Genomic DNA, 19,725 nt, shown 5'->3' with positions numbered 1-19,725 from the left:
ATAGCGCAATTTCATGTTCAAAGATTTTGTCTGAGTATTTACAGACCACCCTCGCGCAGATAGACTCGGCATGATCTCGACAATGCATGGCAGAGGATTTGGATGAGCAGCTTTTCGCGGCGCGGGGTCCTTGCAGGGATGACCGGCCTGACCACCATGGCCAGCGCCGGACTGGCGGCGGAGGAGGTTGGCCAGTTGGCTGCGGCCAACGGGCCCGCCAAGCCCTTTCCCCTGTCGCAGGTCCGCCTGAGGCCATCCATTTTTCTTGATTCGGTCGAAGCCAACAAACGTTATCTGCTCTCGCTCGATCCAGACCGTTTGCTCCATAATTTCCATCTGTTCGCCGGTATCGCGCCCAAGGGTGCGAAATATGGCGGCTGGGAAGCGCAGGGAATCGCCGGACACAGCCTGGGCCATTATCAATCCGCGCTCAGCCTCGTCTTTGCACAGACGGGCGACAGCCGCTTTCGCGACCGTTCTCTCGCCATCTCGGGCGAACTGGCGGCGGTGCAGGCGGGACATGGCGACGGCTATGCCGGGGCAACCACGGTCGATCGCGATGGCAAGACGGTGGACGGCAAGGCTGTGTTCGAAGAGCTTCGACGCGGAGACATTCGCACATCCGGGTTCGGGCTTAATGATGGCTGGGTGCCCATCTACACCTATCACAAGGTCTTTGCGGGCGCGCTCGACTCCTATCTGCATTGCCAGGACAGTGTCGCACTTGATGTCGCGATTGGCCTCGCCGACTATCTCGGCACTATTATCGAAGGGCTGAGCGATGATCAGGTTCAGCAGATACTGGTCGCCGAACATGGCGGTATCAATGAAAGCTATGCCGAACTTTATGCGCGCACTGGCAACGCGCGCTGGCTGAAGATTGCGGAACGCCTCCGCCATCGCGCGGTGCTCGATCCGCTGGCGCAAGGGCGCGACGAACTGAACGGAAAGCATGCCAATACCCAAATTCCCAAGCTGATCGGCCTGGCACGCCTGTACGAAGTCGCGCCATCGGAACAGCATCGCCATGACAGCGCGGGGGCGGCCATGTTCTTCTGGGACACGGTGACGCGCGACCACAGCTATGTGATCGGCGGCAATTCCAACTATGAACATTTCGGGGAGCCGCGCAAACTTGCGGGACGATTGGGCCAGCAAACCTGCGAGGCCTGCAACAGCTACAATATGCTCAAGCTCAGCCGTCATCTTTACGGCTGGACCGGGGATGCGCGCTATTTCGACTTTTACGAGCGCGCCCATCTCAATCACATCATGTCGCAGCAGCATCCTGCGACGGGGATGTACAGCTATTTCACCCCGCTTGCGTCCGGTTTCGGTCGCGTCCGTTCCACGCCCGACAATTCCTTCTGGTGCTGTGTCGGCTCCGGCATGGAAAGCCATTCCAAGCATGGCGACAGCATCTGGTGGCATCGGGACGACAGGGTGCTGGTCAACCTTTACTACCCTTCCTCGCTCGACTGGACGGAAAAGGGCGTCCAGATCGAAATGGACACGGGCTTCCCCTTCAAGGACAGGGTGCGCATCCGTCTGGTCAAAGCGAATGCCGCCGTCGACCTGGGCCTGCGCGTGCCGCTCTGGTGCGCAGCGCCCCGGATCAGGATCAATGGCAAGCCCGCGCGGGCGAAGATCGCGAACCGCTATCTGATGCTGGACCAATTGGCAGCGGGCGATGTCATCGACCTGACGCTGCCAATGAGCCTTCATCATCAAACAATGCCCGACGACGACCGCATCCTGGCCTATCTCTACGGGCCGATGGTCCTTGCCGCCGACCTTGGCCCGTCCGACAAGCCCCGCGATCAATATTTCGATCCCGTGGTCGTTTCCGGTAGCGCCAAAGACGGTGTGCGCCAGGTCGGCGGGGAGCCCGTATTTGCGCTTGGCGGCCAGAGCAGGCCGGAAGAGTTGATGCTCAAGCCCTTTTTCAATCAGCACGACAACCGCACTGCCGTCTATTTCCGCCACTTCACCCCGACGCAATGGACGACGGCGGAGGCCGGCTATCTGGCGAACGCGCGAGAGCAGGCCGAAGCGCTGGCGCGAACCATCGACACGATCCGCTTAGGGGAAATGCAGCCAGAGCGCGACCACGCCTTTTCCGGCACGCCCAACACAGGGACGGTCGAGCATCTCGCCGAGCGCGGCCGCGTCGTCATGAAAGGCTTTTTCCAGTTCAAGCTGGCGATCCGGCCTGGGCCGGTCGAACTGCGCGTGGTCTATGCCGGGCCGGATCGCCACAGAGACTTCGCCATCCTAGTCAACGGCGAACCGCTCGTCAGGGAGAGGCTGGCCGGGCAGCCGACCGTTCAGCGAAACATCGTCAGCTATTCCCTGCCCGATCATCTGCTGAGCGGCCGCGACATCACCGTCCGTTTCGAGGCGAGCAGCGACCAGTGGGTGACCGTCTATGAATGCAGGACCGTTGCCGGCGGGAAAGCGCCATCAACCTGACATGCCACGGCGGTCTGAAGCGATTGCCAAGCGTTGGGCCGCAAAGCCGGAAACCATCATGAGAGGATTTAGGACATTGAGAAACAGGCGTTATTCCGGATCGATCCTGACAGCCATTGCCGCACTGGGCGCAATAGCATCGGCAAGCGCATGGGCCGGTTCTTCGCAACCGGCCGGGTTTCGCTGGGAATCCTCTCTTCCGCTGATTACGCCCCCGGCGGATGGCGCGCCGGGCTTTCACGGCGTGAAAGACCCGTCGATCGTCTATCATGGCGGCAAATATCATGTCTTTCTGACAACAGCGACGAGCAATGGCTGGGGGGTCTCCTATACCTCGTTCGCAGACTGGAAAGACGCACCGAAAGCGCCAATCGTCGGGCTGGAAAAGGCACCGATGGGGCCGGGCTATCGCGCCGCGCCGCAGGTCTTCTACTTCGCGCCACAAAAGCTGTGGTACCTGGTCTATCAGGGTGGGGATCCGCTCTATTCGACCAGCAGCGACATCAGCGACCCCACTTCGTGGAGCGCGCCCAAGCCCTTTTACGATACAGTGCCCGAAATCGTGAAGCAGCCGAACGGCAAGCCGGGATGGCTTGATTTCTGGACGATCTGCGACGACCAGAACTGCTATCTCTTCTTCACGAACGACAATGGCAGCTTCTACCGCGCCGAAACATCGCTGGCGGAATTTCCCAAGGGATTCCACAACACCACCCGCGTCATGGAAGGCAGGAAGGAAGATATATTCGAAGCCAGCAATACCTATAAGATCGCCGGCACGAACAACTATCTGACGCTGATCGAAGCAATTGGTCCCAAGGGCCGCTATTTCCGCGCGTGGACCAGCGACAGTCTGGCCGGCGAATGGAAGCCGCTAACCCCGGACCCGATGAATATATTCGCCAGTGCCGACAATGTGCGCTTCAAGGGCCGGGTCTGGTCAGAAGGCGTTTCCCACGGTGAAATGATCCGCTCGACGAGCGATCAGACCATGGCGATCGATCCCTGCAAGCCTCTCCAGTTTCTCTACCAGGGGCTCGATATGGAGAAGGGCAAGACATATGAATATATCCAGTTGCCCTACAGGCTCGGCGTGATCACTGCCAAGGGTCCCAATCCGATAAGCAGAATGTGCCCTAAATAACCTGCACCTCACCGCGCCTGCCGTAAGAGATTGTAGCAGGATAGGGTTCGGAGCGTAATAACATCGTCACATCGTCTTGGGACGCATGGAGCCTCAATTAGAGGCTCCATGCGATCGACAATATTGGCAGGTCAATCACGTCGCCTGGCACAGCGCCTCTATCGCGGGGTCGCCAGCAGGATCGAGGCAGGCGTGGTGACGTCGATTGTGCAGTCGCCAGTCAGCAGCAGGCAATCGCCCTTCGCCCATACCTCCCCATTGACCGTCCCTGCCCCGCTTAGCGGCGTGAACCACATCTGCTTGCTATCGGGCAGGCTTGCCGACTTTTCGCCGTGCCAATGCACCAGGTCGAGCGTGAACGGCGCCTTAGTATCGGCGATAATTTGGCGTTCAGTGCCTAACGGCGCTTCGATTAGGTCGCGCGCATATGGCGCAAGGTGGCTCACGGCAGCACCATCCTCAAGATGCAACGCACGCGGCCTGCCATAATCATAAAGCCGGTAGGTGATGTCTGCATTTTGCTGAATTTCAACCAAGGTAATGCCTGCCCCGATCGCATGAACCGTCCCTGCAGGAATGAAATAGCAATCGCCCGGTTTCACCGGCTTCCAGTCGATAAGCTGTTCGATCGATCCATCCGTCGCGGCCGCGCGAAACGCCTCGGTCGTCATGGGGCGGATCAAACCGATCCCCAATACTGCACCCGGCTCGCAATCCAATATATACCAGATTTCCTCCTTCCCCCGACGCAAGCCCTTGGCCATGGCCTGCGCATCATTGGGGTGAACCTGGATCGACAGCCTTTCACTGGTAAAGATATATTTCACCAGTAGCGGCAAATCCTGTCCATCTGGACCTTCAAACCACACTTCCCCGATCTGCCGGCCTTCGGTCGCTGAGAAAATGGAAGGGCTGTCTCTTATACACATCTGTGTATAAGAGACAGACCTTGCGCCATATGCGCTGTCTCTTATACACATCTGTGTATAAGAGACAGACCTTGCGCCATATGCGCTGTCTCTTATACACATCTGTGTATAAGAGACAGATCTGGACCTTCAAACCACGCTTCCCCGATCTGCCAGCCTTCGGTCGCTGAGATAATGGAAGGGAGGTCCGTCCGACCCCACGGCTTTTCGACATAATGTGTGCGAAGCTTCAGCATCAATATCCTGTCGGGCTTTAGTCCCGATTTCCAACATGGTGCGACAATAGGAGATGCCCGTTTCGCTATCAACAAATGACGGGATTAAACCCGTTGGGCAGAGGGCGTCGTCATTTCTCACCCAAACGGCATGGTGCACGACAGGTCCAGCGGCCGGTCGTGCATCATCTCAGACGGTGTGATGCAATCGTCGGGCGGAGGATCAATCCGATCCGAACAGGTCCCGGGTGAAGATCTTGTCCGCCACATCGGCAACGTCCGGCGTCATGCGGTTGGCAATGATGATGTCGCAATCTTCCTTGAAGGCAGCCAGATCGCGTACCACCTTTGAGCCGAAAAATTGATCGTCTGCCATCGCGGGTTCGAAAATCACCACTTCGATACCCTTTGCCTTGATCCGCTTCATGATGCCCTGGATCGAAGACTGGCGGAAATTGTCCGAACCCGCCTTCATGACGAGACGGAAAACACCGACTTTCCTCGGCCCCTTGGCGATGATCTGGTCGGCCAGGAAATCTTTGCGGGTGCGGTTGGCGTCAACGATCGCGCGGATCAGATTCTGCGGCACTTCGGAATAATTGGCGAGCAACTGCTTGGTATCCTTGGGCAGGCAATAGCCGCCATAACCGAAGCTGGGATTGTTATAGTGCGACCCTATGCGCGGATCGAGGCCAACGCCCTGAATGATCTGGCGCGAATCCATGCCGTGCGCGATGGCATAGCTGTCCAGTTCGTTGAAGAAGGCGACGCGCATGGCAAGATAGGTGTTGGCGAACAGCTTGATCGCCTCAGCCTCGCGGGGATCAGTGAACAGGATTTCGACGTCGGTTTTTTCCGCGCCCTGCAACAGCATATCGGCAAAGATGCGCGCCCGTTCTGACCGTTCGCCCACGATAATGCGCGAGGGATGAAGATTATCATGCAACGCCCGGCCTTCACGCAGGAATTCCGGGCTGAAGATGACTTGTTCGGTCGCCAGGCGCTTGCGCACATCTTCGACGAAACCGACCGGGATCGTCGATTTTATGACGACCGTGGCAGCGGGGCTGCCGACCTTGGCTGTCTCGATCACGGCTTCGACCGAGGATGTATCGAATTTGTCGCTGCTCACATCATAATTGGTGGGCGTAGCGACGATCACATAATCGGCGCCGTCCAGAGCCTCCTGCGGATCAAGCGTCGCGGTAAGGTTGAGCGGACGAGTGGCAAGGAATTCTTCGAGTTCAGCGTCGATGATCGGCGACTTGCGCGCATTGAGCATGTCGACCCGTTCAGGCGTGATATCGACGGCGACCACCTCATTATGCTGCGCCAGCAACACTGCATTGGAGAGACCCACATATCCAAGCCCAAAAACCGCGATTTTCATCTGTCGTCGCTTCCTCGCATTGCTCAAACCCGGTGAAACCTACGTCGTCACCCAAATAATGATTCATGTCCTGCATAGGCATTTTACATCAAAAAAAATACGCAAGCGTTACTGCGCTGCACAATATCCAGCCAAAAGCACTTTGATCAGACAATATGCCTTGGCTGAGACGGGTGTAGGATGAACCGAGGGCCGTCCGCCATTTGCTATTTCAAGTCGGGATCACAGCGCGATGTGGGAACGTCACTCCATTCACAGCGCGCAAGCCATGCGCGACCACATACAAATATCATGCAGTTGAAATGCCCTCCGTCTCGAATCTTAACGATGTCCGGCAATATCGCTATCAACTTCACGACCACCAGCGAGTCGACGGACGATCGAACACGCCGCCTGGGCGTCAAACAATCTCCATGGCATCACCAGGTTCCAGCAGCGGCAGCAATTGCACCATGTCACCGCGTTCCATCGCAACACAGCCGGCGGTCGGCCGTCCTTCCGACAAATGGAAGAAGATCGCGCTGCCCTGCCCTGGTATCGGCGGCCTGTCATTATGGCCCAGAATGACGATCACATCATAGGCGTCGTCGGCGCGGATCAGATTTTCGGCCGAAAAGCCGCGCGGCAAGCGAACCGGGCGGTTATAGGCGGGATCGGCCGGGTCATCCGACCAGCCATCGCCTGCCCGCACCCAGCGCCATGGCAAGCGGATGCCCGCCGGATCGATCCTGCCGGGTCGCAGCAATATGCCCCGGATCGGCCAGACGCCCAGCGGGGTGCAACCATCGCCCTCCCGCTTGTCACTCGCGGCACAAGCGCCGCTCCGGCCGATGGCGCAGGGCATGGCGATCGTGCCGAAGCTCAGGCGGCCCGCGCCGCTATCGACGCGGATCAGCCTCATAGCTGGTGGCCGGTCCGGTCGCGCTTGGTGGCAAGATAGCGTTCATTATGCGGGTTGGTCGGCAGGATGATCGACAGTCGTTCGGCCACGCTGATCCCCGCCGCCTCCAGCCCCGCCACCTTTTGCGGATTGTTGGTGAGCAGGCGGACGGTATGAACTCCGATCAGGTCCAGCATGCGCGCCGCGACCGAAAAATCGCGCGCATCAATGGCAAAGCCCAGGCGGACATTGGCATCCACAGTGTCAAAGCCCTGATCCTGCATCGCATAGGCGCGCAATTTGTTGACGAGGCCAATGCCGCGCCCTTCCTGCCGCAGATAGAGCAGCACGCCCCAGGGCGCGTCGGCGATCTGGTGAAGCGCCTCTTGCAGTTGCGGGCCGCAATCGCATTTCAGGCTGCCAAGCACATCGCCGGTCAGACATTCGCTGTGGAGGCGAACGACGGGGGGCGAGGAGTCCCGTTTGCCGACAATCAGTGCGACATGTTCGCGCGGTTCATCTGGACTGCGAAAGGCAATGATTTCCGCGCTTTCGCTGGCCGACACCGGCAGTCTGGCACGGGTGGCGATGGCAAGGTGGATGGCATTGTCATAGGCGTCGATCGCATCGACGCTGACGTCGATGTCCCCGTCGCCGTCGCCATCCAGCGCGAAATAGGCAGGGAGGATGCCCGCAAGCCTGTCTCTTATACACATCTAGATGTGTATAAGAGACAGGTCGGACGGCTTGCCCCCGTTGCGCGCGGGTTCGACGACGCGGTGGGAGATGTGTATAAGAGACAGGTCGGACGGCTTGCCCCCGTTGCGCGCGGGTTCGACGACGCGGTGGGAGATGTGTATAAGAGACAGGTCGGACGGCTTGCCCCCGTTGCGCGCGGGTTCGACGACGCGGTGGGAGATGTGTATAAGAGACAGGCCTGAAACGGTCCCTTGAGCGGCGACGCAAGGTCCAGCACGGGATCGGATATGGCGGTCGCGACATCGGCGTCGATCCATGGCGCGCGGGCGATCATCACGGGCATGTCGGGATCGGCCGCCGCGATCTGGTTGGCGAGTTTGAGCGTCTGGCCACGCGCGGCGGAGATCAAAATGTCGGCTTTGCCCGCCGGATCGAAATCGGCCAGCGTTACCGCGTCAGCGCCCTCCACTGCCATCAGCCGCAGCGCACCGTCGGCGGCCGACACCCGCACCGCCCAGCCACGGCGCAGCGCGTCGATAGCGCGCGCCGCGTCACGCCCTGTCGCCCGCACACCCATCAGAAGGCGAAGTCGGTGATGATGGGAATATGGTCGGACGGCTTGCCCCAGTTGCGCGCGGGTTCGACGACGCGGTGGGCGACCGCCTTGTCGGCGACGTCGCGGGTCATCCACATATGGTCCAGCCGCCGACCGCGATCGGATTCGGCCCAGTCCTTCGCGCGATAGCTCCACCATGTATAGAGCCGCGCCGGCGCGGGATGGAAATGGCGGCCAATGTCGACCCAGTCGTTCGATGCCTGAAGGCGGGCGAGCGTTTCGCATTCGATCGGCGTGTGGCTGACGACATTGATGAGTTGCTTGTGGCTCCATACGTCGCATTCCAGCGGCGCGATGTTGAAATCGCCGGTCAGGATGGTGGGCTTGTCAGCCAGCGTCGACGACCATTGGATCATGCGTTCGAGAAAATCGAGTTTCTGGCCGAATTTGGGATTCTGATCCCGGTCGGCAATGTCGCCGCCAGCGGGGACATAGACATTTTCGATCCGCACCCCATTGTCGAGCCGGACGCCGACATGACGGGCTTCGCCATTGGCCTGCCAGTCGAGCCGGTCATCCTCGTAAATCGGCACCCGGCTCATGATTGCGACGCCATGGTGCATTTTCTGCCCGTTCAGCACCTGATGGACATAGCCCAGCCGGCGGAACATATCGGCCGGAAAAGTCTCGTTCACCACCTTGGTTTCCTGAAGGCACAATATGTCGGGCGCTTCCTGGGTCAGGAATTGTTCGACAATGTCGATACGCGCGCGAACGCTATTGATGTTCCAGGATGCGATGGAAAGAGTGTCGGCCATGGTCCGGCACTAGGGGCGTAATCCGCAGCTTGCAAGATCGCTGCTCGGCCATGGGCTGCATGGATCGCGGACAAAGTAAGACCCCCGCTCCGGGGGCATGGAACGGGGGTCTCGATCGCGCCCTTGAAGCGCTATGCGACGGGAGGAGTATGCCGGGTAACAGGGGGGAAATCCCGGTTGGCCTCTCGCCGTGGAGTTCTAGATAGCGCTCCGGATATGAGCGGCAGATGAACGGAAAGCCAAGTTTTTCCGTCCATCGTGCAGGGCGCTCGTTTCAGCCGCCTGCGGAGCGGCCCTTTGGCCGGGGATCGGTCCAGCGGAACGCGGAATCAGCGACCGGTACGCCATAGCGCTGGTTCGAAAGGCGGATGGCCGTGCGATTATTCTGCGAATCGAGCGCAACCCAGCCATAAAGTTGCAGGCCAGCCGGGCTGGCCGCGTCCCGCCGGAAAATCATGGTGATCGTGCCATATTCGGGCCGCTTGGGATCGCGCGCCTCCACGCTCAGGATCGACGGGTCGCCGGTCGGCACGACCTTGCCATATTTGGACAGATCCTTGTTCGGATCGAGCAGCGCGCCCAGCGGAGAGTTGCCGATCGGCCAGCGCTGCACCTGCCGCACTTCATAATCGATCATGGTCAGCGCCTTGCCGTCGCCAACGATCAGCAGCGGCACGCCCTTCTGATATTGAAAACGGATCTTTCCCGGTTGCTTGAGCGTCAGCTGGCCGGTCAGCGTCTGGCCGTTGCGATCGGTCTGGCTGAAATCGGCAGTCATGCTGGTGACCGCGCGGATATAGGCGTTGACCCGGCTCAATTCGGATTGGTCCTGCTGCGCAAGCAGCGGCGCAGCGAGCGGGACGGCAAGCAGGACAGGCGCGACGGCCAGCGCGAGACTGATGCGCTTCATGGAATATTCTCCGGTTGTTACGGATGCCGTGTAGAACGAAGCGATTGAACGACCTGTGAACTCCCCCGTTCCCTGCCGTTCAGCCAGACAGTCCGGTCAGGCTATAGCGGATTGCCATTTTCATCGCGGAGAACTTCGCGGCGGCCGACATGGTTGGGGGGACCGACCAGTCCTTCTTCCTCCATCTTCTCGATCAGGCGCGCGGCGCTGTTATAGCCGACGCGGAGCTGGCGTTGCAGCCAGCTGGTCGAGGCTTTCTGGTTTTCGAACACCAGCTGGCACGCCTTGCGGAAGAGTTGCGCGTCGGGGCTGTCGTCGCCCAAGTCCACGCCATCGAGTGCGAAGCTGCCTTCTTCCGGTTCCTCTGTAACGGCCTGGATATAGTCGGGCTGGCCCTGCGCGCGCCAGTGATCGGCGACGACGCGGACTTCATCGTCGGACACGAACGGGCCGTGGACACGCATCAACCCCTTGCCGCCGTGCATGTAGAGCATGTCGCCCTTGCCCAGCAATTGTTCGGCGCCCTGTTCGCCCAGAATCGTGCGGCTGTCGATCTTCGACGTTACAAAGAAGCTGATCCGGGTCGGCAGGTTGGCCTTGATGACGCCGGTAATGACGTCGACCGAAGGGCGCTGGGTCGCAAGGATCAGGTGGATACCGGCCGCGCGCGCTTTCTGCGCCAGACGCTGGATCAGGAATTCGACTTCCTTGCCCGCGGTCATCATGAGGTCCGCCAGTTCGTCCACCACGACCACGATCTGGGGCAATGGCTGGAAATCGAGCTGTTCTTCCTCATAGATCGGCTTGCCCGTTTCGGGGTCATAGCCGGTCTGGACCCGTCGGCCGAGCGGCTTGCCCTTGGCCTTCGCCGCGCGGACCTTTTCGTTGTAATTGGCCAGGTTGCGGACGGAGATGGACGCCATCATGCGATAGCGGTCCTCCATCTGCTCGACCGCCCATTTGAGCGCGCGGATCGCCTTTTGCGGTTCCGTCACGACCGGGGAGAGGAGATGCGGAATATCGTCATAGGTCGACAGTTCCAGCATCTTGGGGTCGATCATGATCAGGCGCAGCTGATCCGGGGTCATGCGGTAAAGCAGCGACAGGATCATGGCGTTGAGGCCGACCGACTTGCCCGACCCGGTGGTGCCCGCGATCAGCAGATGGGGCATGGGGGCAAGGTCGGCGATGATCGGTTCGCCGGAGATATTCTTGCCCAATATGATCGGCAGCGTGCCTTCGCCGCCAAATTGTTCGCTGGTGATCAGTTCGCGGAAGGACACGCCTTCGCGATGGGCGTTCGGCAGTTCGATGCCGATGACGGTGCGGCCCGGAATCGTCGCGACGCGGGCGGAGAGCGCCGACATGTTGCGGGCGATGTCGTCGGCCAGCGCGATCACCCGGCTGGCCTTGATACCGGGGGCTGGTTCCAGTTCATACATGGTGACGACGGGGCCGGGGCGAACCTCGACGATATTGCCCTTCACATGGAAGTCGTCGAGCACGGATTCGAGCAACCGGGCATTGCGCTCCAGCGCCGCCTTGTCGATCTTGCCGCCCTGGCTGACCGGAACCGAGTTGAGCAGGTCGGGCGACGGCAGCGAGCTGTGGCCGAACAGGTCGTCCTGGCTGACCGGGGCCATGGGCCGCTGGGCCGGTGCGGGCTTGGGCGTCTGGATGGTGATGGGCGGCTTGGGTTCGTTCGACACGGTCTTGCGCGGGGCGATGACCCGTTCGCCGATCACTTCGTCCTCATCGTCATCCTCAGCACTGCTGCCGGCAAGGCCGAGGCTGGGCCGGGGCAGGCTAAGCTTGGGCAGGGTCGGGCGACGGAGCGCCAGGATCGGCTTTTCCAGCGCCAGGCTGCGATAGCAGGCGAACAGGCCGCCGATCATGGCGAGGATGACGATAGCGCCGATGATCCACGGCTGCGCCACCGGCACCTGCGTGGTCAGGCTGATGATCCCCTTGGCCGTGACGAGCGCGATCACCCCGCCCCAGCCAGCGGGCAAGCCAACCAGCGGATTGCTCTGAAACAGGGCCAGCGCGATCCCGATCAGGATGATGCCAAACAGGCACTGGCCAAACTGGCCCTTCCACGCGCTCATATCCTGATCGCCCCACAAGCGGCGCGCGGTGATCGCCATCAGCGGCAGGATCAGCGCGATGGGCACGCCCAGCAGCCAGAGCAGGAAATCCGCGGTCCAGGCACCGGGCGCCTGCATGACATTGGCGACATGATCGCCCGCCACGGTGTTCATCGACGGGTCGCTGGGCGTATAGCTGAGCAGTGCCAGCGCCAGGAACAGGGTCGCCAGCATCAGCGCGATCGCCCCGATCAGCGCACCGCTGCGAAGCAGGCTGCGCTTGAGCATTTCGCGCCATTCGGGCGTGCGCTTCACTGTGCGGCTGACAGCCATCTTAACCCCATGTCCCCCAAATGTTCCGTTTGCGCACATTGCGCCGAGCGGGGAGTCGGCGTCAAGGGTGCGCGCCCACGGCTCGTCCCGCCCGATCCGTAACATTCCGTATGGCGAACGGGGTTCGCGGCAGGGCAGGAACAGGCCCGAAAGGAATGTGCCATGATCGCCGAATATTTCCCCACCGTGGTTGCCCTGTCGCTGGGCGCCTTTGCCGCCATGCTGATTTTCGTCAGCGTCGAGGACGCGATCAAACGCTGATCGCTGCCGTGGCGGCAAGCGCGCGCAGGGCTTCCCCATCGAGCCGCTGGACCGTCCATTCATCCATCGGCTGCGCGCCGATCGCGCGGTAGACCGCGATGGCTGGCGCGTTCCAGTCCAGCACCGACCATTCCAGCCGGGCGCAGCCGCGCTCCAGCGCGATCTGCGCCAGCCGCGCGAGCAACGCCCTGCCCGCGCCGACGCCGCGCGATTCCGGCTGGACAAACAACTCCTCCAGATAGAGTCCCGGTCGCCCTTCAAAGGGCGAGAAATTGTGGAAGAAAAGCGCGAAGCCGATGGCTGCGCCGCCCGATTCCGCCATCAGCACTTCGGCCATGGGACGCGGGCCGAACAGATAATGCGCCAGCGTCGCCGGGTCCGCCTTCACCGCATGGGACAGCCTTTCATAGTCCGCCAGCGCGCGGATGAAGCCGATGATCATGTCGATGTCGTCCGGCATGGCGGGGCGGATGGTCAGGGTCATTCAGGCAGTTCCCGGTTCGACATGGGCGATGGCGGCCCGCTTGCCGCGCGCGGTGATCAGGCAGGCGGCGATGATAAGGGCCGCGCCCGCCACTGTGGTCAGGGTCAACCGCTCGCCAAAGGCCAGCCAGCCGACGACGGCGGCCCAGAGAAAGGCGCTATATTCGACCGGGATTAGCCGCTGCGCCTCCGCGCGCGCATAGGCCCAGGCCAGTGCGGCGAGCGAGGTGAAGGCAAGACCCGCCGCCAGCAGGATCAGCGGTATGGCTGACGGAACTGGCAGTCGCGCGTAAAAAGGCGCGCCGATGGCGAACACGCCCAGCATGACAAGATGCTGGAAGAAGGCGACCTCGATCGGCGAGGCGCGCTGCGCCTGCTGGCGTTGCAGGATGAGGTTCCAGGCGAAGAGCACCGCCGACGCCAGCACCGCCAGCGCGCCAAGCAAGGCGTCGCGATCATAGCTGCCCTGCAAACGCCCCGACAGGATCACCCCTACCCCCAAAAGCCCCAGCAGCGACGCGAAGATCGCCTGTCGTCCAATGGTTTCGCCCAGCAGCAGGGCAGCAAGATACAGCGCGATCAGCGGCGCGATGAAGGATAGAGCGATCGCTTCGGCCAGCGGCATCCGCATGAGCGCCCAGAAGAACAAGCCGGCCATCAGCGCCACGGCCGACCCGCGCAGCAGGTGCAGGCGCAATACCATGGCGTCGGGCCAGCGCTGGCGGGTCATCAGCATCAGGCCAAGCCCCAGCAGCGTCCCGGTCAGCGCTCGCCAGAACAGGGCGTTATAGAGGCCGATGGCGAGGCTGAGGCCCTTCATCGCCGCATCCATCACGGAAAACAGCGCGACGCCCATGCAGCAGACGGCAAAGGGAATGAGAAATGCGCGCGATGACGACATGGCGGCTGCGATGCCCGGCGCTATTCCGCCGCCTCCGCCTTGCCTGCGTCGGTCATGTCGGATTCGGCGCTGGCCGCCTCGATCTCGGCGGCCTTGGTCTCGACCAGCCGGACGATATGATCGATCATATTTTCGTCCTGGATGGTGTGGTCGGTGACGCCCGACAGATAGACCATATGCTTGCCATTGCCGCCGCCGGTGAGGCCAATGTCGGTCTCGCGGGCTTCGCCGGGACCGTTGACGACGCAGCCCAGGACCGAAAGCGAGAGCGGCGTGTGAATATGCTGGAGCCGTTCCTCAAGCGCCTGGACCGTGCGGATGACGTCGAATCCCTGTCGCGCGCAGGAGGGGCAGGAGATCACCTTGACCCCACGGGTGCGGATGCCGAGCGATTTGAGAATCTCATAGCCGACCCGCACTTCCTCTTCCGGTTCGGCGGACAGCGAGACGCGGATCGTGTCGCCGACCCCGGCCCAGAGCAGGTTGCCGATGCCGATCGCGCTCTTGACCGTACCGCCGATCAGCCCGCCGGCTTCGGTGATGCCAAGGTGCAGCGGACAATCGACCGCATCGGCCAGTTGCATATAGGCAGCGACCGCCAGGAACACGTCGCTGGCCTTCACCGCGACCTTATATTCATGAAAATCCTGGTCCTGCAGCAGCTTGATATGGTCGAGCGCACTTTCGACCAGCGCTTCGGGGCAGGGTTCACCATATTTTTCGAGGAGGTCGCGCTCCAGGCTTCCTGCGTTGACGCCGATGCGAATGGCGCAATTGTTCGCCTTTGCCGCGTCCACCACTTCCTTGACCCGCGCGGACGAACCAATGTTGCCGGGGTTGATGCGCAGGCAGGCCGCGCCCGCATCGGCGGCTTCAAGCGCGCGCTTATAGTGGAAATGAATGTCGGCAACGATCGGCACGCGCGCGGCGCGGACGATCTGCTTGAGCGCTGCGGTCGATTCCTCGTCGGGGCAGGACACGCGGATGATGTCGACGCCCGCCTCCTCGCAACGGCGGATTTGGTCGATCGTGCCCTTGATGTCGTGGGTCAGCGTGTTGGTCATGGTCTGGACCGTGACCGGCGCGCCGCCACCGACGGGCACATTGCCGACCATGATCTGGCGGCTGTTGCGCCGCGCAATGTCGCGCCAGGGGCGCAGGCCGGGATTATGGTCGGACATCTGTAAGCGGCTCCATCAATATGGAGCCGCTATAGGGATGTTTGGTGACGGTTAAAACCGTTGCTGTTTTTTGTTTCAGCCAAGCCGAAACGCGCAGCGCTGACTCGCTGGTGCGGCCCGTCAAAAACGGACCGTCAGGGACGCGGCCAACTGGTCCGCATTGCCGCTGGCGCTCGACAGGGTCGTGGTCGTCACCGTGGCAGGCGCGGGATAATAATGATCCGGGCGAATGATATTCGCCTTTTCCACGAAGGTATGCGCGTAGCTGAGGTTCAGCGCCATTGCGGACGACATGTTCCAGGTCGCGCCACCGCTCAGCCAGACGCGGTCGCCATCGGGAACGCGGGTGGTGAGAAATTGCGGATTGGTCGGCGTGCGGTCGAACATCGTCCCCGCACGCAGGGTCAGCCGGTCGCTGACATCATATTCGCCGCCAGCGCTGACGCTGTAGCTGTCATGATAATGCATTTCCTTGACCGAAGCGCCGGTGGCGGTGTTGATGGTGATCGCCCGGAACACCGACCAGTTATACCAGCGCGCGGTCAGCATCGCCCGCAATTTCGGGGTCAGCCGGTGCATCATGCTGACGGTCACGATGTCGGGCAGTTCCAGCGGGGCATTGGCGTCGAACGTGCCGTTGGCGGCGGCAAGCGGCCCCACCAGTCCCGAAATCGTCTGGTCGCCCTTCAGATTGTGGGTCATGCGCGAACGATAATGGACGCCGAAATTGGTATCGCCGGTCGTGTAGAACAGGCCCGCATTCCAGCCGACCGACAGATCGTCCCCCTCGACCGAGGCATGGCCGTCGGCGAGCAGCGGGGACAGCTGGGGCAGCGCGTTGGTGAGCTTCACCTTGACATATTGCACGTCGACGCCGCCGCCGATGGAGAGGTTGTCGGTCAGCTTATAGGCGGCAGAGGGCTGTATATTATAGGTTTTCAGGTCGGTGTGCAGAGAATCATAACGGCCGAAATAGCTTTCGTCATAATCCAGCTTCAGGCCGAAGGGGGCGTTGACGCCCAGGCCAAGCCAGAGCCGGTCGCTGACCTGTGCGGTGGCATAGAAGCTGGGAATGGGAATGACTTTGGCAAACGGGTTGCCGCCATCATTGCCGGTGACCGGCACCGATACAGGCAGGCCCGGCACGGAACGGCTCGACCCGCGATTGCTCTGCTGCGCGCTCGCCGACAGGATGACGCCGCCTACCGACGTCTGGATGCCCGGCAATTGAGTCATGGCCGATGGGTTGAAATAGATGGTCGATGGATCATCGCCCGCCGCCGCACCGCCCGACAGGGCACGCCCGGTTTCCTTGGGCGATTGTTCCTGAAGATAGAAGCCGCCCGCCAGCGCCGGGACCGGGGCTGCCAGCATGCCTGACAGGAGGAAGGGAAGAAGGCGACGGCTAAACGACATGGGCGATCCTCTTTTGACTATCATGCCGACGCCGTCACGCTGATGCGCGCACAGGTCGACTTTGCGCAGCGCGGATAGCAGCATCATGGTTAATTTCCAGTATCAGGCCTGTCCGATTCATCGCATTTACAGGTGGTTGCGTGGGTTGGGGGCGGCCGGACGCTACGGCAGGCCCGCGCGGCGACTGGACAAAAAAAGCCGCCCCGAAGGACGGCTGTATAAGTTTTAGGAGAGGATGCCTGAAAGGCGAGTTTCTTTTGCGGCGCAGCGACGATTGTTGCAAATGCGAAATATGATGGAGTGATTGCATAAAATGCAACGACGACTGCGTTGTCAGCTTTCCGTAAGGGAAAGGCTCAGGATGATATGATAGCGATATCGAATTTTTCGGTGTCGGCTCACGCCCCCAAGCCGACGTAAGGCCGGCTGATCCCCGATTCGTGCAACTGGGCGTCGATCTGGGCGACAAGCCGCGCCAGCCCCGCCTGATCATGCGATTCGGCGCGGGCGACCAATGCCGCCTGCGTATTGGAGGCGCGCAGCAACCACCAGCCATCGGCCGTGCGGACGCGGGCACCGTCGATCGCGTTCACATCGGCGCCCGCCCCGCGCAGCCGGGCCAATATCTCGTCGATCACGGCGAATTTGCGATCCTCCGCCACGGGAAAGCGCAGCTCCGGCGTATTGGCAAGCTCGGGCATCGCGCCGCGCAAATCAGTGACGCTGCGACCGGGGCGAGCGGCACGGATCAGGCGGACAGCGGCATAGAGACCGTCGTCATAGCCATAATAATCGTCGGCGAAGAAGAGATGCCCGGTCATCTCGCCGCCCAGCGGGCTGCCAATCTGCTTCATTCTGGACTTGATATGGCTGTGGCCAGTTTTCCACATATCGGGGCGACCGCCCAGCGTGGCGATGCCGTCGAACAGTGCCTGGCTAGCCTTCACATCAGCGACAATCGCGGCGCCGGGCCGCTTTTCCAGCACCGCCGGAACGAACAGGCCCAATAGCTGATCGCCCGCAATCACCCTGCCCTGCCCGTCTATCACGCCAAGCCGGTCGCCATCGCCATCGAAAGCCACACCGAAATCGAGTTGCTTGGCAAGGACAAGGGCGCGCAGGTCGGCCAGATTCCGTTCCTCGGAAGGATCGGGATGATGGTTGGGAAAATGGCCGTCTATGTGGGTGAAGAGCAGATGATGCTCACCGGGCAGGCGCTGCACCAGCTGCTCGACCACCTGCCCGGCCGCGCCATTGCCCGCGTCCCAGCCGATGCGCCAGCCGCAGCCGTCAAAACCATCGACCAGCCGATCGACATAGCGGTCGATGATCGACAGGCTCCGGCTCTGGCCAAAACCGTCGTCCCAGTCGCCCGCCCCCGCCATGACGCCCAGTTGCCGGATGGCCTCGCCGAAAAAGGGCGCATGGCCCTGCACCAGCTTGAAGCCATTTTGATCGCCGGGATTATGGCTGCCGGTTATCTGAATGGCGCCGTCCACCTGGCCGACCATTTCGGCATAATAGAGCATCGGGGTCGGTCCCACCCCGATGCGCAGCACGTCGATGCCGCTGGCGCACAGCCCGTCGACCAGCGCCTCTTCCAGCATGGGTGAACTCAGCCGCCCGTCATAGCCCACGGCGATGCGCGATCCCCCTGCCCGCGCGATGACCGTGCCGAAGCTGCGCCCCAGCGCCCAGGCGTCGGCAGCGTCCAGCGTTTCGCCGACCGTGCCGCGCATATCATAGTCGCGCAGCAGCGTCGGATCGAACCGGTGAGTCAACGCTCCGCCTGATGACGCAGCAACAGGTCGCGGGCAGCGTTGATCTGGGCCGCCAATGCCTCCGTCCCGCCCTTGTCGGGATGGACCGAGGCGATCAGGCGGCGATGGGCGGCGCGGATCATGTCCGCATCGGCATCGGGCGCGACGCCCAGCAGGGCGCGGGCCTGGGCAATATCCTGCGGCGGCAGGGGCTTGGGCGTGGCGGTCCTGCCCTTGCGGCGCAGCTTGCCCTGCCCTGCGAAAAACAGCGCCGCACCGATCAGCATGGGCGCGCCGATGACCGGCTTGCCCTTGGCCGACAGCACTGCGCCCACCAGCGCCGCCCCCAGCGCCATTCCGTCCTTTGCGCTCATGCGTTGCAGCCTTCCTGTCCAGATCAGCCAGCCCGCAAGGCCCGCCAGCAACAGCGCAAGCCAGCCCATCAGGCCGCGCCGATCAAGTCCATGGAGCCGACGCCGCTGCGTTCGGGAAGCGCCAGGCCCGCTACCATTTCGCGCAACTCCTGCCGCGCGGCGATGTGGCTGACGCCCAGTTCGCCCAGATGCCCCTTGTCCAGCAAGGTCAGGCCGGACGGGAACAGTTCGCGGAAGATCACGCGTTCCGACAGGCCCGGAATGACGCGGAAACCGACGCGGCGGGACAATTCCATCAGCGCGTCGCCGACCCGCTTCTTGTTGCGGGCATCCTGATGTTGGACGCGGTTGCGCAGCACGACCCAGTCGATCGACACGCCATCGGCCTTGGCCCTGGTCTTGCGCGCTTCAAAGATGAGTTCGGAATAGAAGGACAGGCGCTTGACCTTGAAACTTTCCGCATCGACCTGCCCGATCAGGTCGAAATCGACGAAACTGTCGTTCATCGGCGTGACCAGCGTGTTGGCGCGGGCGGCCATGTGGCGGGCGAACAGATCGTCGCGGCCCGGCGTGTCGACGATCAGGAAATCTGCGTCCTGCGACACGGCGGCGGCTTCGGATTCCAGCGCGTCGATACTGTCGCCCTTCAACACCGTAAAGCTGGGCGCGACCAGTTCGATGCCGCGACGGCGCGCGGTTTCGGCGCGGTTTTCCAGATAGCGGGTGACGGTGCGCTGGCGCGGATCAAGGTCGATCATGCTGACGCGATGGCCCAGCGCCGTCAGCGCGATCGCGGTGTGGACGGCCGTGGTCGATTTGCCGGTTCCGCCCTTTTCATTGGCGAACACGATGAGATGTGGCTGCGAATTGGCCATTGGACCCCTGATAACCCCGTTATTGTCGCAATGATTCTTGA

At 61.8% G+C, this 19,725-nt stretch carries 16 protein-coding genes and 1 pseudogene; 2 read left to right on the top strand and 15 right to left on the bottom strand.

The genetic code is table 11. The features are described from left to right. The first annotated feature begins 102 nt into the window (after positions 1 to 102). On the top strand, positions 103 to 2,472 hold the full coding sequence (locus FE851_RS15015; protein ID WP_145203630.1) for a glycoside hydrolase family 127 protein: 2,370 nt from the start codon (positions 103 to 105) through the stop codon (positions 2,470 to 2,472). Between the two features lie 58 nt (positions 2,473 to 2,530). Beyond that, positions 2,531 to 3,616 carry a non-reducing end alpha-L-arabinofuranosidase family hydrolase gene (locus FE851_RS15010; RefSeq protein WP_261370948.1) on the top strand — a complete coding sequence of 362 codons (1,086 nt, stop codon included), beginning with the start codon at positions 2,531 to 2,533 and terminating at the stop codon, positions 3,614 to 3,616. Positions 3,617 to 3,774: 158 nt separating this feature from the next. Here FE851_RS15010 and FE851_RS15005 read toward each other — a convergent pair whose 3' ends face one another. The 15 genes and pseudogenes from FE851_RS15005 to FE851_RS14930 all read right to left on the bottom strand — a co-directional run bounded on the left by FE851_RS15005 (position 3,775) and on the right by FE851_RS14930 (position 19,684). Then, a complete protein-coding gene (locus FE851_RS15005; RefSeq protein WP_145204467.1) occupies positions 3,775 to 4,545 on the bottom strand; it encodes a class I mannose-6-phosphate isomerase in 771 nt (256 codons plus the stop codon). Positions 4,546 to 4,637: 92 nt separating this feature from the next. Beyond that, positions 4,638 to 4,781, bottom strand: a complete 144-nt coding sequence (locus FE851_RS15000; protein ID WP_186378827.1) for a hypothetical protein — start codon at positions 4,779 to 4,781, stop codon at positions 4,638 to 4,640. A 202-nt stretch (positions 4,782 to 4,983) separates the two neighbouring features. After that, complete coding sequence (locus tag FE851_RS14995; RefSeq protein WP_145203627.1) at positions 4,984 to 6,150, bottom strand: nucleotide sugar dehydrogenase; 1,167 nt, start codon at positions 6,148 to 6,150, stop codon at positions 4,984 to 4,986. 400 nt (positions 6,151 to 6,550) lie between these two features. Continuing rightward, on the bottom strand, positions 6,551 to 7,051 hold the full coding sequence (locus FE851_RS14990) for a L,D-transpeptidase (RefSeq protein WP_145203624.1): 501 nt from the start codon (positions 7,049 to 7,051) through the stop codon (positions 6,551 to 6,553). Further along, positions 7,048 to 8,306, bottom strand: a pseudogene (gene ribA / locus FE851_RS27315) (GTP cyclohydrolase II). The gene FE851_RS14990 and the pseudogene ribA overlap by 4 nt, the downstream one beginning before the upstream one ends. Beyond that, on the bottom strand, positions 8,306 to 9,103 hold the full coding sequence (gene xth, locus FE851_RS14975) for an exodeoxyribonuclease III (protein WP_017183147.1): 798 nt from the start codon (positions 9,101 to 9,103) through the stop codon (positions 8,306 to 8,308). The pseudogene ribA and the gene xth overlap by 1 nt, the downstream one beginning before the upstream one ends. A gap of 274 nt (positions 9,104 to 9,377) precedes the next feature. Further along, a complete protein-coding gene (locus FE851_RS14970) occupies positions 9,378 to 10,013 on the bottom strand; it encodes a LolA family protein (RefSeq protein ID WP_145203622.1) in 636 nt (211 codons plus the stop codon). A 101-nt stretch (positions 10,014 to 10,114) separates the two neighbouring features. Continuing rightward, complete coding sequence (locus FE851_RS14965) at positions 10,115 to 12,433, bottom strand: FtsK/SpoIIIE family DNA translocase (protein ID WP_145203619.1); 2,319 nt, start codon at positions 12,431 to 12,433, stop codon at positions 10,115 to 10,117. A 250-nt stretch (positions 12,434 to 12,683) separates the two neighbouring features. Next, positions 12,684 to 13,178, bottom strand: a complete 495-nt coding sequence (locus FE851_RS14960; protein WP_145203616.1) for a GNAT family N-acetyltransferase — start codon at positions 13,176 to 13,178, stop codon at positions 12,684 to 12,686. Further along, on the bottom strand, positions 13,179 to 14,078 hold the full coding sequence (locus FE851_RS14955; RefSeq protein WP_145203613.1) for a DMT family transporter: 900 nt from the start codon (positions 14,076 to 14,078) through the stop codon (positions 13,179 to 13,181). Positions 14,079 to 14,098: 20 nt separating this feature from the next. After that, positions 14,099 to 15,259, bottom strand: a complete 1,161-nt coding sequence (gene ispG / locus FE851_RS14950) for a flavodoxin-dependent (E)-4-hydroxy-3-methylbut-2-enyl-diphosphate synthase (RefSeq protein ID WP_017183155.1) — start codon at positions 15,257 to 15,259, stop codon at positions 14,099 to 14,101. Between the two features lie 120 nt (positions 15,260 to 15,379). Then, positions 15,380 to 16,675, bottom strand: a complete 1,296-nt coding sequence (locus FE851_RS14945) for an OmpP1/FadL family transporter (protein ID WP_145204464.1) — start codon at positions 16,673 to 16,675, stop codon at positions 15,380 to 15,382. A 398-nt stretch (positions 16,676 to 17,073) separates the two neighbouring features. Beyond that, positions 17,074 to 18,456: a phosphoglucomutase/phosphomannomutase PgmG gene (pgmG, locus tag FE851_RS14940; protein WP_145203610.1), complete on the bottom strand. Its 1,383-nt coding sequence runs from the start codon at positions 18,454 to 18,456 to the stop codon at positions 17,074 to 17,076. Next, positions 18,453 to 18,878, bottom strand: coding sequence for a J domain-containing protein (locus tag FE851_RS14935; RefSeq protein ID WP_019054474.1), 426 nt, complete (start codon positions 18,876 to 18,878; stop codon positions 18,453 to 18,455). The genes pgmG and FE851_RS14935 overlap by 4 nt, the downstream gene beginning before the upstream one ends. Continuing rightward, the gene (locus FE851_RS14930; RefSeq protein ID WP_017183159.1) at positions 18,878 to 19,684 is read right to left on the bottom strand and encodes a division plane positioning ATPase MipZ; all 807 of its coding nucleotides are present in this window, start codon (positions 19,682 to 19,684) and stop codon (positions 18,878 to 18,880) included. The genes FE851_RS14935 and FE851_RS14930 overlap by 1 nt, the downstream gene beginning before the upstream one ends. Positions 19,685 to 19,725 lie beyond the last annotated feature (41 nt).

It is taken from the genome of Sphingobium sp. B2, assembly GCF_007693735.1.
In the GTDB taxonomy this organism is placed as follows: domain Bacteria; phylum Pseudomonadota; class Alphaproteobacteria; order Sphingomonadales; family Sphingomonadaceae; genus Sphingobium; species Sphingobium xenophagum.
This window is presented reverse-complemented; position numbering and strand designations above follow the sequence as displayed.

Excerpts from the sequence above, each read along its gene's own strand:
- FE851_RS14995 (WP_145203627.1), bottom strand. The coding sequence starts at position 6,150 with ATGAAAATCGCGGTTTTTGGGCTTGGATATGTGGGTCTCTCCAATGCA.
- ispG (WP_017183155.1), bottom strand. The coding sequence starts at position 15,259 with ATGTCCGACCATAATCCCGGCCTGCGCCCCTGGCGCGACATTGCGCGG.
- FE851_RS14970 (WP_145203622.1), bottom strand. The coding sequence starts at position 10,013 with ATGAAGCGCATCAGTCTCGCGCTGGCCGTCGCGCCTGTCCTGCTTGCC.
- FE851_RS14990 (WP_145203624.1), bottom strand. The coding sequence starts at position 7,051 with ATGAGGCTGATCCGCGTCGATAGCGGCGCGGGCCGCCTGAGCTTCGGC.
- FE851_RS14945 (WP_145204464.1), bottom strand. The coding sequence starts at position 16,675 with ATGTCGTTTAGCCGTCGCCTTCTTCCCTTCCTCCTGTCAGGCATGCTG.
- FE851_RS14960 (WP_145203616.1), bottom strand. The coding sequence starts at position 13,178 with ATGACCCTGACCATCCGCCCCGCCATGCCGGACGACATCGACATGATC.
- FE851_RS14935 (WP_019054474.1), bottom strand. The coding sequence starts at position 18,878 with ATGGGCTGGCTTGCGCTGTTGCTGGCGGGCCTTGCGGGCTGGCTGATC.
- FE851_RS15015 (WP_145203630.1), top strand. The coding sequence starts at position 103 with ATGAGCAGCTTTTCGCGGCGCGGGGTCCTTGCAGGGATGACCGGCCTG.
- FE851_RS14955 (WP_145203613.1), bottom strand. The coding sequence starts at position 14,078 with ATGTCGTCATCGCGCGCATTTCTCATTCCCTTTGCCGTCTGCTGCATG.
- xth (WP_017183147.1), bottom strand. The coding sequence starts at position 9,103 with ATGGCCGACACTCTTTCCATCGCATCCTGGAACATCAATAGCGTTCGC.
- FE851_RS14965 (WP_145203619.1), bottom strand. The coding sequence starts at position 12,433 with ATGGCTGTCAGCCGCACAGTGAAGCGCACGCCCGAATGGCGCGAAATG.
- FE851_RS15010 (WP_261370948.1), top strand. The coding sequence starts at position 2,531 with ATGAGAGGATTTAGGACATTGAGAAACAGGCGTTATTCCGGATCGATC.
- FE851_RS15005 (WP_145204467.1), bottom strand. The coding sequence starts at position 4,545 with ATGTGTATAAGAGACAGCCCTTCCATTTTCTCAGCGACCGAAGGCCGG.
- FE851_RS15000 (WP_186378827.1), bottom strand. The coding sequence starts at position 4,781 with ATGCTGAAGCTTCGCACACATTATGTCGAAAAGCCGTGGGGTCGGACG.
- FE851_RS14930 (WP_017183159.1), bottom strand. The coding sequence starts at position 19,684 with ATGGCCAATTCGCAGCCACATCTCATCGTGTTCGCCAATGAAAAGGGC.